At 66.5% G+C, this 12,321-nt stretch carries 16 protein-coding genes; 6 read left to right on the top strand and 10 right to left on the bottom strand.

What is annotated here, in order from left to right; all coding sequences use genetic code 11:
- The first annotated feature begins 35 nt into the window (after nt 1–35).
- Nucleotides 36–398 carry a DUF4288 domain-containing protein gene (locus tag M1L61_RS18745; RefSeq protein WP_043400269.1) on the top strand — a complete coding sequence of 121 codons (363 nt, stop codon included), beginning with the start codon at nt 36–38 and terminating at the stop codon, nt 396–398.
- A gap of 74 nt (nt 399–472) precedes the next feature.
- Here the strand turns inward: M1L61_RS18745 and M1L61_RS18740 are convergent, their stop codons facing one another.
- A complete protein-coding gene (locus M1L61_RS18740) occupies nt 473–1,156 on the bottom strand; it encodes a hypothetical protein (protein WP_054172452.1) in 684 nt (227 codons plus the stop codon).
- A 108-nt stretch (nt 1,157–1,264) separates the two neighbouring features.
- Between M1L61_RS18740 and M1L61_RS18735 the strand changes: the two genes are divergently transcribed.
- Together M1L61_RS18735 and M1L61_RS18730 are read left to right on the top strand one after the other, a co-directional pair.
- Entirely contained in the window at nt 1,265–2,083 is an 819-nt protein-coding gene (locus tag M1L61_RS18735) for an NAD(P)-dependent oxidoreductase (RefSeq protein ID WP_191863593.1), read from the top strand.
- Nucleotides 2,084–2,174: 91 nt separating this feature from the next.
- Nucleotides 2,175–3,167, top strand: a complete 993-nt coding sequence (locus M1L61_RS18730; protein WP_049453662.1) for a YiiG family protein — start codon at nt 2,175–2,177, stop codon at nt 3,165–3,167.
- A gap of 55 nt (nt 3,168–3,222) precedes the next feature.
- On the opposite strand, the gene M1L61_RS18725 is transcribed toward M1L61_RS18730, so the two are convergent.
- On the bottom strand, nt 3,223–4,095 hold the full coding sequence (locus tag M1L61_RS18725; RefSeq protein WP_010484015.1) for an ion transporter: 873 nt from the start codon (nt 4,093–4,095) through the stop codon (nt 3,223–3,225).
- A gap of 63 nt (nt 4,096–4,158) precedes the next feature.
- On the opposite strand from M1L61_RS18725, the gene M1L61_RS18720 reads away from it, so the two are divergent.
- Entirely contained in the window at nt 4,159–5,385 is a 1,227-nt protein-coding gene (locus M1L61_RS18720) for an acetylornithine transaminase (RefSeq protein ID WP_049453664.1), read from the top strand.
- A 93-nt stretch (nt 5,386–5,478) separates the two neighbouring features.
- Here M1L61_RS18720 and M1L61_RS18715 read toward each other — a convergent pair whose 3' ends face one another.
- A complete protein-coding gene (locus M1L61_RS18715) occupies nt 5,479–6,081 on the bottom strand; it encodes an HAD-IA family hydrolase (protein WP_248853905.1) in 603 nt (200 codons plus the stop codon).
- Between the two features lie 123 nt (nt 6,082–6,204).
- Between M1L61_RS18715 and azu the strand changes: the two genes are divergently transcribed.
- Nucleotides 6,205–6,654, top strand: a complete 450-nt coding sequence (azu, locus tag M1L61_RS18710) for an azurin (protein WP_019338772.1) — start codon at nt 6,205–6,207, stop codon at nt 6,652–6,654.
- Between the two features lie 141 nt (nt 6,655–6,795).
- Here azu and hemL read toward each other — a convergent pair whose 3' ends face one another.
- Together hemL and thiE are read right to left on the bottom strand one after the other, a co-directional pair.
- Entirely contained in the window at nt 6,796–8,085 is a 1,290-nt protein-coding gene (hemL, locus tag M1L61_RS18705; protein WP_191849955.1) for a glutamate-1-semialdehyde 2,1-aminomutase, read from the bottom strand.
- An 18-nt stretch (nt 8,086–8,103) separates the two neighbouring features.
- The gene (thiE, locus tag M1L61_RS18700) at nt 8,104–8,730 is read right to left on the bottom strand and encodes a thiamine phosphate synthase (RefSeq protein ID WP_049453670.1); all 627 of its coding nucleotides are present in this window, start codon (nt 8,728–8,730) and stop codon (nt 8,104–8,106) included.
- A 34-nt stretch (nt 8,731–8,764) separates the two neighbouring features.
- Between thiE and M1L61_RS18695 the strand changes: the two genes are divergently transcribed.
- Entirely contained in the window at nt 8,765–8,989 is a 225-nt protein-coding gene (locus M1L61_RS18695; protein ID WP_014038358.1) for a rubredoxin, read from the top strand.
- Nucleotides 8,990–9,067: 78 nt separating this feature from the next.
- Here the strand turns inward: M1L61_RS18695 and M1L61_RS18690 are convergent, their stop codons facing one another.
- From M1L61_RS18690 to M1L61_RS18670, 5 genes are all read right to left on the bottom strand, one after another.
- The gene (locus tag M1L61_RS18690; RefSeq protein ID WP_010484022.1) at nt 9,068–9,913 is read right to left on the bottom strand and encodes a SirB1 family protein; all 846 of its coding nucleotides are present in this window, start codon (nt 9,911–9,913) and stop codon (nt 9,068–9,070) included.
- 135 nt (nt 9,914–10,048) lie between these two features.
- The gene (locus tag M1L61_RS18685; RefSeq protein WP_049428291.1) at nt 10,049–10,495 is read right to left on the bottom strand and encodes a DUF192 domain-containing protein; all 447 of its coding nucleotides are present in this window, start codon (nt 10,493–10,495) and stop codon (nt 10,049–10,051) included.
- A 21-nt stretch (nt 10,496–10,516) separates the two neighbouring features.
- Nucleotides 10,517–11,164 carry a ribose-5-phosphate isomerase RpiA gene (rpiA, locus tag M1L61_RS18680; protein ID WP_019338635.1) on the bottom strand — a complete coding sequence of 216 codons (648 nt, stop codon included), beginning with the start codon at nt 11,162–11,164 and terminating at the stop codon, nt 10,517–10,519.
- 22 nt (nt 11,165–11,186) lie between these two features.
- Entirely contained in the window at nt 11,187–11,666 is a 480-nt protein-coding gene (locus M1L61_RS18675) for an EVE domain-containing protein (protein WP_019338636.1), read from the bottom strand.
- Nucleotides 11,663–12,256 (bottom strand): 5-formyltetrahydrofolate cyclo-ligase, encoded by a 594-nt coding sequence (locus tag M1L61_RS18670; RefSeq protein ID WP_019338637.1) that lies wholly within the window; start codon nt 12,254–12,256, stop codon nt 11,663–11,665. Before M1L61_RS18670 ends, M1L61_RS18675 begins: the two co-directional genes overlap by 4 nt.
- Nucleotides 12,257–12,321: the final 65 nt, after the last annotated feature.

Below are 12,321 nucleotides of genomic sequence, written 5' to 3'. Positions count from 1 at the left end.
AGGGACAATCCGCAAGAGAATGATCGAGGTGATGCATGTGGTATTGCGCGCACGCAATTTTCTATTACGAGAGCCCAGGCCAGGGCTCGTTCCTGGTGCATGAGAACGTGTACCTGATCAGTGCCGACAACGATGAACACGCTCTTGAGAATGCAGAAGCGCTTGCTTCCGGGTATGAGGATCTGACCGGCCGCCTGGTGGGTGAAGACGGTAGGCCGTACCTTTATCGATTCGCCGGAATCCGCAAGCTGATATCTGTGGAGCCTGGTCAGGACACCGCCGAGGGGCGCCTGCACTCCGGCGTGGAGGTCACGTACTCCGTGATGGCGGTGGATACGTTGGATCAGGTGAAACGGCTTGCCCGTGGTGATGGCGTGGCAGTGCTGTACCAGGAATAGAAATGTAGAGCCGAGCCATGCTCGGCTGCATTCAATGAGCCGAGCATGGCTCGGCTCTACAGGGGGCGGTGGCCTTACGGCGTCGCCGGCACCACCTGCTGGCCAATGAAGTTGCGCTTGGCGTCGAAGTCATAGGCAATCTGCAACTGCCCCACATCCGGGCAGGCGTGGCAGTCGCGCAGCGGCGTGCGGTACAGCAAACGGATGCCACCGTTCTCCAGCGGCGAGGCGCCGGCCGACTGCGCCGGTGCGAACGGCGTGGCTTGCGGGTTGGCCTTCAGCAGTTCCTGCACAGTGGGGTCGGCACGCAGGGTGTCGTCCAACTGCACGGCATCCACATCGATGCGCTTGCCACCGGCATCGACCAGTCGGGTGCCTTCATTGGTGTTGGCGCGGAACGGATACTCGACCGTGGCAATGCCCAGTCCTTCGTTCTCGTGCCAGGCGGTCACATAGGCCAACTCACCGCCGGTGGACAACTGCTCGGCGGCGGTGATGGCCTCGGCACTGGCGCCACCGGCGCGCATCGCGTCGCGAAGGCAATCCCGGGTGGCCGCGTTCTCGCCCTGGCGGCAGGCGTTGAGGTCGCCATCCCAGACCACCGCCTCGCTCCAGCGCATCTTGCCGTCGGCGGCGGCCTTCTCCGCACTGGGCGCGTCACCGGCGGGCGGCTCCTTGCCGGGTTCCGGCGAACGGCCCTGGCAGGCGGTCAGCAGGACAAGCCCCAGGGCAGGCAGCAACAGGCGGGAACGGCGCATGGCGTGGACCTCGTGCGTTGTCTGGAGGCCCGAGTATCGTCAAGGGCGGGTGAACTCCGCGTCGGCGCGGCATACTAGCGGCTCATTGCATACGCTGGAGTGTGGAACGTGGGCAGTCTGCAGGGCAAAACGCTTTTCATCACCGGTGCCTCGCGTGGCATCGGCCTGGCCATCGCACTGCGCGCTGCGCGCGACGGCGCCAATGTGGCCATTGCGGCCAAGTCGTCGGTGCCGAATCCGAAGCTGCCGGGCACCATCCACACCGCCGCCGAAGCGGTGACGGCTGCAGGCGGGCAGGGCCTGGCGCTGAAGTGCGACATCCGCGAGGAAGAGCAGGTGCAGGCGGCGGTGGCGGCCACGGTCGACACCTTCGGTGGCATCGACATCCTGATCAACAACGCCAGCGCGATCTGGTTGCGCGGCACGCTGGATACGCCGATGAAGCGTTTCGACCTGATGCAGCAGGTCAATGCGCGCGGCAGTTTCCTGTGTGCGCAGGCCTGCCTGCCGTACCTGCTGCAGGCGCCGAACCCGCACATCCTGACCCTGGCACCGCCGCCGAGCCTGGAGCCGAAGTGGTGGGCACCGCACACCGGCTACACGCTGGCAAAGATGGGCATGAGCTTCGTCACCCTGGGCCTGGCCGCGGAATTCGGCCCGCAGGGCGTGGCGGTGAATGCGCTGTGGCCGCGCACCGTCATCGCCACCGATGCGATCAACATGATTCCGGGCGTGGATGCGGCTGGCTGCCGCACGCCACAGATCATGGCCGATGCCGCACACGCGGTGCTGGTGCGCGAAGCGGCCGGCTTCCACGGCCGGTTCCTGATCGACGATGAAGTGCTGGCGCAGGCCGGTATTACCGATCTGTCCGGTTATGCGGTGGACCCGTCGCGTCCGTTGTTGCCGGATCTGTTCCTGGACTGAGCGCTGGATTGAACCGGGTCGATGGCTGCGGTCGTCGACCTGCTGCGCTAGAATATTTGGGTGTAATCGTTTTCAACAAGGATGTGAGCACATGACACGTACGCTTTCCATCGCGGCGCTGGCCGCTTCGCTGTCGCTGATCCTGACTGCCTGTGGCGGCAAGGCACCGGCAACGACGGGTGACGCTGGCCCGTCCGCCAAGCCGGACGCCGGCGCGACGCGGTCCGACACGCAGCAGCAGCTGACCGCCAAACTCAACGCCTACATCGAATGCTTCAATGCACTCGATTCGAAGACCCATCGCAGCATCGAGTCGTACACGCGCTGGATCAAGGACGTAGACACCGGCCCGACGGGGCGCGAGACGCAGGTATACGGCCCGTCGGAGATCAGCGATTACGACATGAAGCGCTGTGACGCCCCGGTAACCGAGGCGATCGCTGCCCAGCCGGCACTGGCCGATCTCGATGCCGCCGCGGGCCACTATCAGCAGGCGCTGAAGGCGCTGGTGCCGGTCAGCAAGGAGGCGCACGACTACTATGATCGGCAGGACTACGAGGACGATCAGTTTGCCAAGGGCAAGCAGATGCACGCGCCCTTGATGGCGGCCTTCAATGCGTTCGGGGTTGCCAGCGAAACGTTCAACGCTGAACTGGAGCGCCAGAACGATGCTGCCCAGCGCGAGCAGCTCAAGGTGCTGGAGCAGGCCGAGGGACGCACGCGTGAGTACTACCGTCTGGCGATGATGCTGGAAGCCAAGGCCATCATGGATCTGATGAGCGAGGATGATTTCGATCAGGCCAAGGCCCGCGAGCGTCTGGATGCGTTCAACCGTATTTCCGATGAAGCGCATGCCAAGGTGGCCGACCAGGAGCCGGGCAAGCTGGATTGGAACAGCTTCGAGCGTGAGGCCGAGAACTTCCGTCGCGAAGGCAAGGAGCGGCTGAAGCGTGTTAGCGAGAACACGCCCTACACCGATTTTGAACGCCGCATGCTTGACTCACCTTCGATGGCACCGCGCGGTTCGGCCAGCAAGCTGATGCAGGAATACAACACGCTGGTTTTCCAGAGCAACCGTCAGTAGCGCTCCCGCTCATGGCGTGATCGGCGAGCGCCGGTGTACATCGCCGGCGCTTGCATCAATGATTGAACGCGTCCGGCAGCTTGCCACCGCACTTGCGGCAGTGCAGTGCATCCGGCTCATGGCCTTCCAGCCCGCAGTCCGGGCAGCCACGCGCATCGCGGCGCGCGGCCTGTTCGGCCTCGCGCATGGTGCTGGCCAGTTCGGCGGTGTAGATGCCGGTGGGCACGGCGATGATGCTGTAGCCGATCAGGATCAGCACCGAGGTGACGAAGCGGCCGAGCACGGTCTGCGGCACGATGTCACCGAAGCCGACCGTGGCCATGGTCACCACCGCCCAGTACATGCTGGCCGGGATATTGGTGAAGCCGTGTTCGGGGCCCTCGATCACGTACATCAGCGCACCGGCGATGATGGTGATGGTGATCACCGTGAACAGGAACACCAGCACCTTGCGCCGGCTGCGCCACAGCGACGTCATCAACACGCCGCTTTCTTCGATGTAGCGGGTCAGCTTGAGGATGCGGAACACGCGCAGGATGCGCAGTGCGCGCACCACCAGCAGGCTCTGCGCGCCGGGGATGAACATCGACAGGTAGGCGGGCAGGATCGACAGCAGGTCGATGATGCCCCAGACGCTCACCGCATACCGCAGCGGGCGCTTGACCACCGCCAGCCGCAGCAGGTACTCGGCGGTGAAGATGATCGTGAAGCCCCATTCCAGGATGTACAGGCCGGTGGACCATTCGGCGTGCAGGTGCTGCACGCTGTCGATCATCACCACCAGGATGCTGGCGACGATCGCCACCACCAGGATCAGGTCGAAATTGCGCGAAGGGCGGGTGTCGTGGCGGTAGATGATGTCGAACCACCGGCGGCGCCAGCCGGTCTCGGTGGCGGGGTTCAGCTGGGGGGCGGAAAACGGTCGCATGGGCGCATTGTGCCGCAGGGGTTCCGGCGCGAGAATGGGGATTCCTGAATCCTGCCGACTGCCATGACCGCCGCTACCGATCCGCTGATCTCCCTTTCGCACTATTACCTGCCGGTCTACAAGCCCCGCCAGGTGGTACTGGAGCGAGGCCAGGGCGCCCGCGTGTGGGACAGCCAGGGCCGTGAGTTCATCGACCTGGCCGCCGGCATCGCCGTGTGCGGCCTGGGCCACAACGACCCGGACCTGGTGACCGCGCTGGTCGAACAGGCCGGCAAGCTCTGGCATACCAGCAACGTGTTCTACAGCGCGCCGCCACTGCACCTGGCCGAGGAGCTGGTGAAGGCCAGCCGCTTCGCCGAGCGCGTGTTCCTGTGCAATTCCGGCGCCGAAGCCAATGAAGTGGCGATCAAGATGGTCCGCAAGTGGGCCTCCAGCCAGGGCCGCCCGGCCGACAAGCGGGTGATCATCACCTTCCGCGGCAGCTTCCACGGTCGCACCATGGGCGCAGTGACCGCGACTGCCCAGCCGAAGTACCAGGAAGGCTACGAGCCGCTGCCCGGTGGCTTCCGCTACATCGACTTCAACGATGAGGTGCAGCTGGAAACTGCGATGGCCGCCGGTGACGTGGCAGCGGTGATGCTGGAGCCGATCCAGGGCGAGGGCGGCGTGATGCCGGCCAAGTCCGGTTTCCTTAAGCGCGTGCGCGAGCTGTGCGACCAGCACAACGCGCTGCTGGTGCTGGATGAGATCCAGGCCGGCATGGGCCGCACCGGCACGCTGTTCGCGCACTGGCAGGACGACGTGGTGCCGGACATGGTCACCCTGGCCAAGGCGCTGGGTGGCGGCTTCCCGATCGGTGCGATGCTGGCCGGCCCGAAGGTGGCCGAAACCATGCAGTTCGGTGCGCACGGCACCACCTTCGGTGGCAACCCGTTGGCCGCTGCGGTCGCACGCGTTGCGCTGCGCAAGCTGGCCTCTGCGGAGATCGCCGCCAATGTCAGCCGCCAGTCGAAGGCGCTGCGCGATGGCTTTGCGCGCATCAACGAAGAATTCGGCGTGTTCAGCGACGTGCGTGGCCGTGGCCTGATGCTGGGCGCGGTGCTGAGCAAGGACTTTGCCGGCCAGGCCGGTGCGATCCTCGACCACGCCGCCGAGCAGGGCCTGCTGACCCTGCAGGCCGGCCCGGACGTGCTGCGCTTCGTGCCGTCGCTGAACATCACCGACGAAGAAGTGGCCGAAGGCCTCAAGCGCCTGCGCGCAGCGATTGCTGCTTTCATCGCCGCGCGCTGAAGCCTGCAGAGGCATCTGTAGAGCCGAGCCTACGCTCGGCTCATCGCGATGTCAGGCAACAGGAGCCGAGCATGGGCTCGGCTCTACAGCGCGTCATGCGATCCGATAGCGCTTCAACACCTTGCCCAATCCCCGGCCATCGCGCACGGTTTCCGCGTGCAGGCCGGCAGCGCGTGCGCCGCGCACATTGGCGAACAGGTCATCAATGAACAGCGTGTGCGAAGGCGCCACGCCGAGTACCTCAAGCGTGCGCAGGAAGACTTCCGGTGCGGGTTTGCGCAGGCCGAAACCGGCGCTGCAGAACACGCGCTCCCGCAGGGCCGGGAACAGTTCCGGCAGCAGGGCGGGCAAGGCCTGCTGCATCAGCGCGCCGTTGTTGGTCAGCACCGCCATCGGCAGCTGCAGGGCCTGCAGCCGCTGCAGCACGGCAGCCTGCGGATGGCTGGCGGCCCGCCGCGCCGCGGTCCATGCAGCCACATCGACCGTCGTGCCCATACGCTCCCCCAGCTGCGCCAGATAGGCCGGGCCATCCAGCGTGCCATTGTCATGCGCCGCTTCCAGTCCGCTGTCATACAGCGCGGCCTGCACGGCCTGCGCCGGAACCTGCAGCGCCTGGGCCAGGTGCAGCACGCGTTGCGCGCGCTGGTACTGCACCAGCACGCCATCCACATCCAACAGCAACAGATCGATACGCATCGGCCGAGCATGCCATTGCAGTGAACACTCGGGAAACCCTGGAGCAGCCATGCGACAGACGGTCGCAGACGCGGCCACAGGGGCCTGCCTAGAATGGCGCTTGAATCCGCAGGAGATGCAACGATGAAGGCTTGGAGGGTGGCAGTGGGAGTGGGCGCGCTGATGCTGGCGCCGTCGGCGATGGCGCGGGTGTGTGCGGTGAGCATCGACAGCACCGACCAGATGAGCTTCAGCAGCCGCGAGATCAAGGTCGCCGCCGACTGCACCGCCGTGGACCTGACCCTGCGCCACACGGGCAAGCTGGCCACTACCGCGATGGGACACAACTGGGTGCTGACCCGCACCGCCGACTATCAGCCGGTGGCGATGGCGGGCATGCGCATGACCCTGGCCGACAGCTACCTGCCGAAGGCCGACAAGCGCGTGCTGGCGCACACCAAGGTGATCGGCGGTGGTGAGACCACGCGCGTGCGTTTCTCTACCCAGGGCCTGCAGAAGGGCGGTGACTACACCTTCTTCTGCTCGTTCCCCGGCCACTTCGCGATGATGAAGGGCAAGTTCGTCTTCGGTTGATGCCGTTTGTAGAGTCGAGCCATGCTCGACTGCTCTGTGCCAACCAAGGTTGGCACCCACCAGATGCGGCAGTGCCAACCAAGCTTGGCACCCACCAGATGCGGCAGTGCCAACCAAGCTTGGCACCTACCAGAGCAGGGCTCAGCCCTTGGCGGCCTTGAACGCCACGCGTGCAGCGGCCAGCGTTGCTTCGATCACGGCATCGTCGTGCGCGCTGGACAGGAAGCCGGCCTCGTACGCAGACGGTGCCAGGAACACGCCCTGGTCCAGCATTGCGTGGAAGAAGCGGTTGAACGCCGGAATGTCACAGGCGGTGGCCTGTGCATAGGTCTCCACCTTCTCGTTGGTGAAGAACAGCCCGAACATCGCGCCCACGCGGGTGGTGGTCACCGCCACGCCGGCGTCGGCGGCGGCGGCTTCCAGGCCGGCGCACAGGCGCGCCGTGCGCTCGGCCAGGTCGGCGTGGAAACCCGGCTGCTGGATCAGCTCCAGCATCGCCAGGCCAGCGGCCATTGCCACCGGATTGCCGCTCAGCGTACCGGCCTGGTAGATCGGGCCGGCCGGGGCGATCTGCTGCATCAGCTCGCGACGACCGCCGTAGGCGCCCACCGGCATGCCGCCGCCGATGATCTTGCCGAAGGTGGTCAGGTCCGGGGTGATGCCGTAGTGCGCCTGCGCACCGCCGAGGGCGACGCGGAAGCCGGTCATCACTTCGTCGAAGATCAGCAGCGCGCCATGCTTCGTGCACAGTTCGCGCAGGTGCTGCAGGTAGCCCTCGCGCGGCGGGATGCAGTTGGCGTTGCCGACCACCGGTTCGATGATCAGGCCGGCGATGTCGTCACCCTGCTGTTCGAACAGCGCGGTGGCGGCTTCGAAATCGTTGTAGGGCAGGGTCAGGGTCAGCTCGCTCAGGCCGGCCGGGACGCCTGGCGAGGTCGGTACGCCCAGGGTCAACATGCCACTGCCGGCCTTGACCAGGAACGAGTCGCCGTGGCCGTGGTAGCAGCCTTCGAACTTGACGATGCGGTTGCGGCCGGTGGCGCCACGCGCCAGCCGGATCGCCGACAGCGTGGCCTCGGTGCCGGAGTTGACCATGCGCACCATCTCGCACGACGGCACCAGGCGGGTGATGGTTTCGGCCATGGTCACTTCGGCCGCGCACGGAGCACCGAACGACAGCCCGTTGTCGATCGCCTTCTTCACCGCCTGGCGCACCGCCGGGTGGTTGTGGCCGACGATCATCGGGCCCCAGGAACCGACGTAGTCGATGTAGCGGTTGCCGTCGACGTCGTACAGGTAGGCGCCGTCGGCGCGTTCGACGAAGAACGGCTCGCCGCCGACCGACTTGAACGCGCGCACCGGCGAATTGACGCCGCCCGGCAGCAGCTGCTGGGCGCGGGAGAACAGGGCGTGGGACTGGTCGTGGTTCATGGGGGAATATCCTGGGCGTTACGCGAACTGGGCGAGGAAGGCGCGCTGGGTCGCGACCGGGTCCTGCGCGGCGTAAATGCCGCTGACCACGGCCACCAGGTCGGCGCCGGCGTCGATGATGGGACCGACATTGTCCGGCGTCAGCCCGCCGATCGCCACCCGCGGCACGCCCAGTGCGGCGCTTTGCCGCAGCAGGTCGGTATGGGCGCGGCTGGTGGTGATCTTGGTGGTGGTCGGGAAGAACGCGCCGAAGGCCACGTAGCTGGCGCCGGCAGCCACGGCCTTCTCGGCATTGGCCAACTGGTCGTAGCAGGAGGCGCCGATGATGGCGTCGGGGCCGAGCAGGGCGCGCGCGCTGGGGATGTCACCGTCGGTGCCGCCCAGGTGCACGCCGGCCGCGCCCACGGCCTTGGCCAGCGCCGGGTCGTCGTTGATGATCAGCGGCACGCCGCGCTCCGCGCACAGCGCCTGCAGTGCGGTGGCCTGTTCCTGCCGCAGCGCGTCGTTGGCGGTCTTGTTGCGGTACTGCAGCCAGGTGGCGCCAGCGGCCAGCAGCGGCGCGGTACGTGCCAGCAGGTGCGCGGTATCGGGCTCGTCCGGGGTGATCAGGTAGACGCCGCGGGGCGCCGGGGAAGCAGAAGTCATCGATGGCTACCGGTGCGTGGGCCGCGATGGGACAATGGCGGCCCGTGAATCCAGCCCTGATTATCCGATGAGCGATGCCACCCCCACCACCTTGCGCACCTGGATGTGCGTGGTCTGCGGCTTCCTTTACAGCGAAGCGGAAGGCTTGCCGGAGGAGGGCATCGCGCCGGGGACGCGCTGGGAGGACATCCCCGAGACCTGGACCTGCCCCGATTGCGGGGTGACCAAGGCCGATTTCGAGATGGTTGAAGTCGATTGACCGGTAGGGCCTGCAGGCCCTTCTGTGGGTGCGGACCGTTGGGGTGGGTGTGGACCGTTGGTCCACACACCGACTCCCTCAATGCAGCCGCGGCACCGGCCCGCCCAGGTCGATCAGCTTCTCACGCAGCCACTGCGCATCGCTGGCCTCGGGATTGCGCTTCAGGTACTGCCCCAGGTCGTGGCGGGCACCGGCCAGATATTCCAGCTGCAGATAGGCCAGGCCGCGATCCCGCAGCGCGTCGTCCTGCTCCGGGGCCAGCTTCAGCAGGCGATCGGCACTGCGTGCAGCGCGGTCCCACTCGCCGGCCTCGGCGTACACGCCATGCAGGTTACGCAGCATGCGCATCAGGATCGCGCGCGCCGGCGCCGGGTCAAGGATCTGCGCCAGCACCTGGTCGTCCGGCATCTGCCCACCCAAGTGTGATTTGGCCCGCTCGCGCAGTTCGTCCACGTCCAACGGGCGGCCACCGTTGAACGGGTCCATCACCAGCACGCCGTCGTCCACCGGCAGGCGCACCAGGAAGTGGCCGGGGAAGGACACGCCATCGAGCGGAATGCCCAGCCGGCGCGCGACTTCCATCTGCACCAGCGCCAGTGAGATCGGGTTGCCCAGGCGCCGCTCGAATACCTGGTTGAGGTAGCTGTTGCGCGGGTCGTAGTACTCGTCGTGGTCGCCGCTGTAGCCCAGCTCGTCGAACAGGTGACGGTTGATCGCTGCCATCTTCAGCGGGCTGTTGTCGATGCTGTCCACTTCCGAGCGGAGGTGGTCGACATGGCTCTGGATCAACGCGTCGTAGGTGGACGGCTGCAGATCGGGGTATTCATCGCGCGCGATCAGCAGTGCGGTCGGCAACAGTGGCAGCGCCTCGTCTTCGAGGTCGGCCAGTGCATCCCAGTCGGGGAGAGAGATCCGGTCCTGCATGACCACAGACTGGCGACATTTGCAGGCGGTTTCAAGCGGTGCCGCGTGAAAAACTTCGGGGCCAGATCCCTTTCGCTTGCGAAAGGGATCTGGCCCCGGTCGGGTTGGATTGCCGGCCAGCGGCCGGCACTACCGTTATTTTTCGATGCCCGGGCCGAAGGTCAGCGCGGTGCCGTCCTTCAGCTTCAGCTTCTCGGCCTGGCCCGCATTGAGCTCCAGCACGTACCGGGCCGGGCCACCGCTGGGATACGGCGGGCACATGTCGCCGGCCGAGCACGGCGGAACGTCGCGCTGCTGGCTGACCAGCCTGCGCTCGCTGTCGAAGTACAGGATGTCCAGCGCGATCTTCGTGTTCTTCATCCAGTACGCCTGCATTTCCTCGCGGTCGTGGATGAACAGCATGCCGTGGTCGGCGGCCATCTGGTCGCGGAACATCAACCCGCGCGCGCGGGTTTCATCGTTGGTGGCCAGCTCGACCTGGTAGCGGGCGCCATCCAGCTCGACCCAATGGCGGGCCGCATCGGTGGCACAGCCGGCCAGGGCCAGCAGCGGAAGCATCAGCAGCGAACGCAACAGCGACATCGTCAGGATCCTTCGAAAGGGTCAGAGCACGACCGGCGGCTCGCCGCCGACGATCACCACATCGGCGCGACGGCGCGCGAACAGGCCCACGCAGACCACGCCCGGCAGCTGGTTGAGCTCGCGCTCCAGCTTTTCCGGATCGGTGATCTGCAGGTTGTGGATGTCCAGGATCTGGTTGCCGTTGTCGGTGACCACGCCTTCGCGCCAGGTCGGCTGGCCGCCGGTCATGTCGCGGATCTGGCGGGCGACCAGGCTGCGCGCCATCGGGATCACTTCCACCGGCAGCGGGAATCTGCCCAGCACCGGCACCTGCTTGCTCGGGTCGACGATGCAGATGAAGCGCTCGCTGGCCTCGGCGATGATCTTCTCGCGGGTCAGCGCGGCACCGCCGCCCTTGATCAGGCACTTGTTGGCGTCGCACTCATCGGCGCCGTCCACGTACAGCGACAGGTTGCCGCTGTGGTTCAGCTCGATCACCTCGATGCCGTGCTGCTTCAGGCGCGCGGTGCTCTGCTCGGAGCTGGATACGGCGCCCTTGATGCGGTGCTGGATGCGGGCCAGGGCATCGATGAAATAGGCCACGGTGGAACCGGTGCCGACACCGACGATCATGCCGTCTTCGACGTACTCGATGGCTTTCTCGGCGGCCAGGCGCTTGGCTTCGGACATGGGAGAACTCTCAGGCAGGGAATCAGGATTTCTTTTCCAGCGACAGCAGCAGCTTCCACTGCGCGGCCGTCACCGGGAACACCGACAGGCGGTTGCCCTTGGCAACCAGCGGGAAGCCTTCGCCGAGCTCATCAGCGTGCAGCTTGATCTCGTCCAGCGCGATCACCTGCTTGAGCTTGCGGTCGAAGGCCACGTCCACCAGCATCCAGCGCGGGTTCTCGCGCGTGCTCTTGGGGTCGTGGTAGTCGGATTTCGGATCGAACTGGGTGTCGTCCGGGTAGGCCGTGCTGGCCACCGTGGCCAGGCCGACGATGCCCGGCACCTTGGTATTGGAGTGGTAGAACAGGATGCCGTCGCCCACCTGCATGCCATCGCGCATGAAGTTGCGCGCCTGGTAGTTGCGCACCCCGTTCCAGGGTTCGACCTTGACCTTGGCCAGGTCATCGATGGAGAAGGCGTCCGGTTCGGACTTCATCAGCCAGTAGCGCTTGCGGGCGGTCATGCGTTCACGGGGGCAGCGGAGGGGAACAGGGTGCCGTCTTCGGTGCAGATCGCATCCACCGGCACGTCCCACGACGCCACCGGCAAGGACTCGACCTGCTGCACCGCAAACGCAGCACCGACCAGCCAGGGCGGCGCCGGCCGATCGTGGCGGAAGGCGAAGCTGCGATCATACCAGCCGCCCCCCATGCCCAGCCGCCGGCACTGCGCGTCGAAACCCACCAGCGGGGTCACTACCAGCGCCATCTGCGCCGGTTCCAGTGTGTCTTCCACCGCCACGTCCGGTTCGGGAATGCCGTAGCGGTTGCTGGTCAGCGGCTGCCCCGGCCGCCACGGTGCGAAGCGCAGCACCTCACCGGCCAGCACCGGCAGGCAGTAGGTGAGGCCTTCGGGCAGTTGCAGCTGCCAGCGGTGCAGGGCGATTTCGCCATCCAGCGCCCAGTAGCCAGCCACGGCGCCTTCGCGCGGGGCGAACGGCAGCGCCAGCAGGGCATCGGCAAGGGATTCGGCGGCGGCGATGCGCTCAGCGGCGGAAAGGTCACGGCGGCGTTGCCGCAGGTCGTGGCGCAGGGCCTGGCGCGGGTCGGTCATGGCAGCGTGCGGCAAGGATCAGCCGTCATTGTGCCGCAAAGAACAAGGGCGACGCCCGAAGACGC

Origin of the sequence: Stenotrophomonas sp. NY11291, from assembly GCF_023277365.1 — a bacterium.
Classification (GTDB): Bacteria; Pseudomonadota; Gammaproteobacteria; order Xanthomonadales; family Xanthomonadaceae; genus Stenotrophomonas; species Stenotrophomonas geniculata.
The sequence above is the reverse complement of the archived record's forward strand: the minus strand, read 5'-3'. Positions and strand labels throughout refer to the sequence as shown.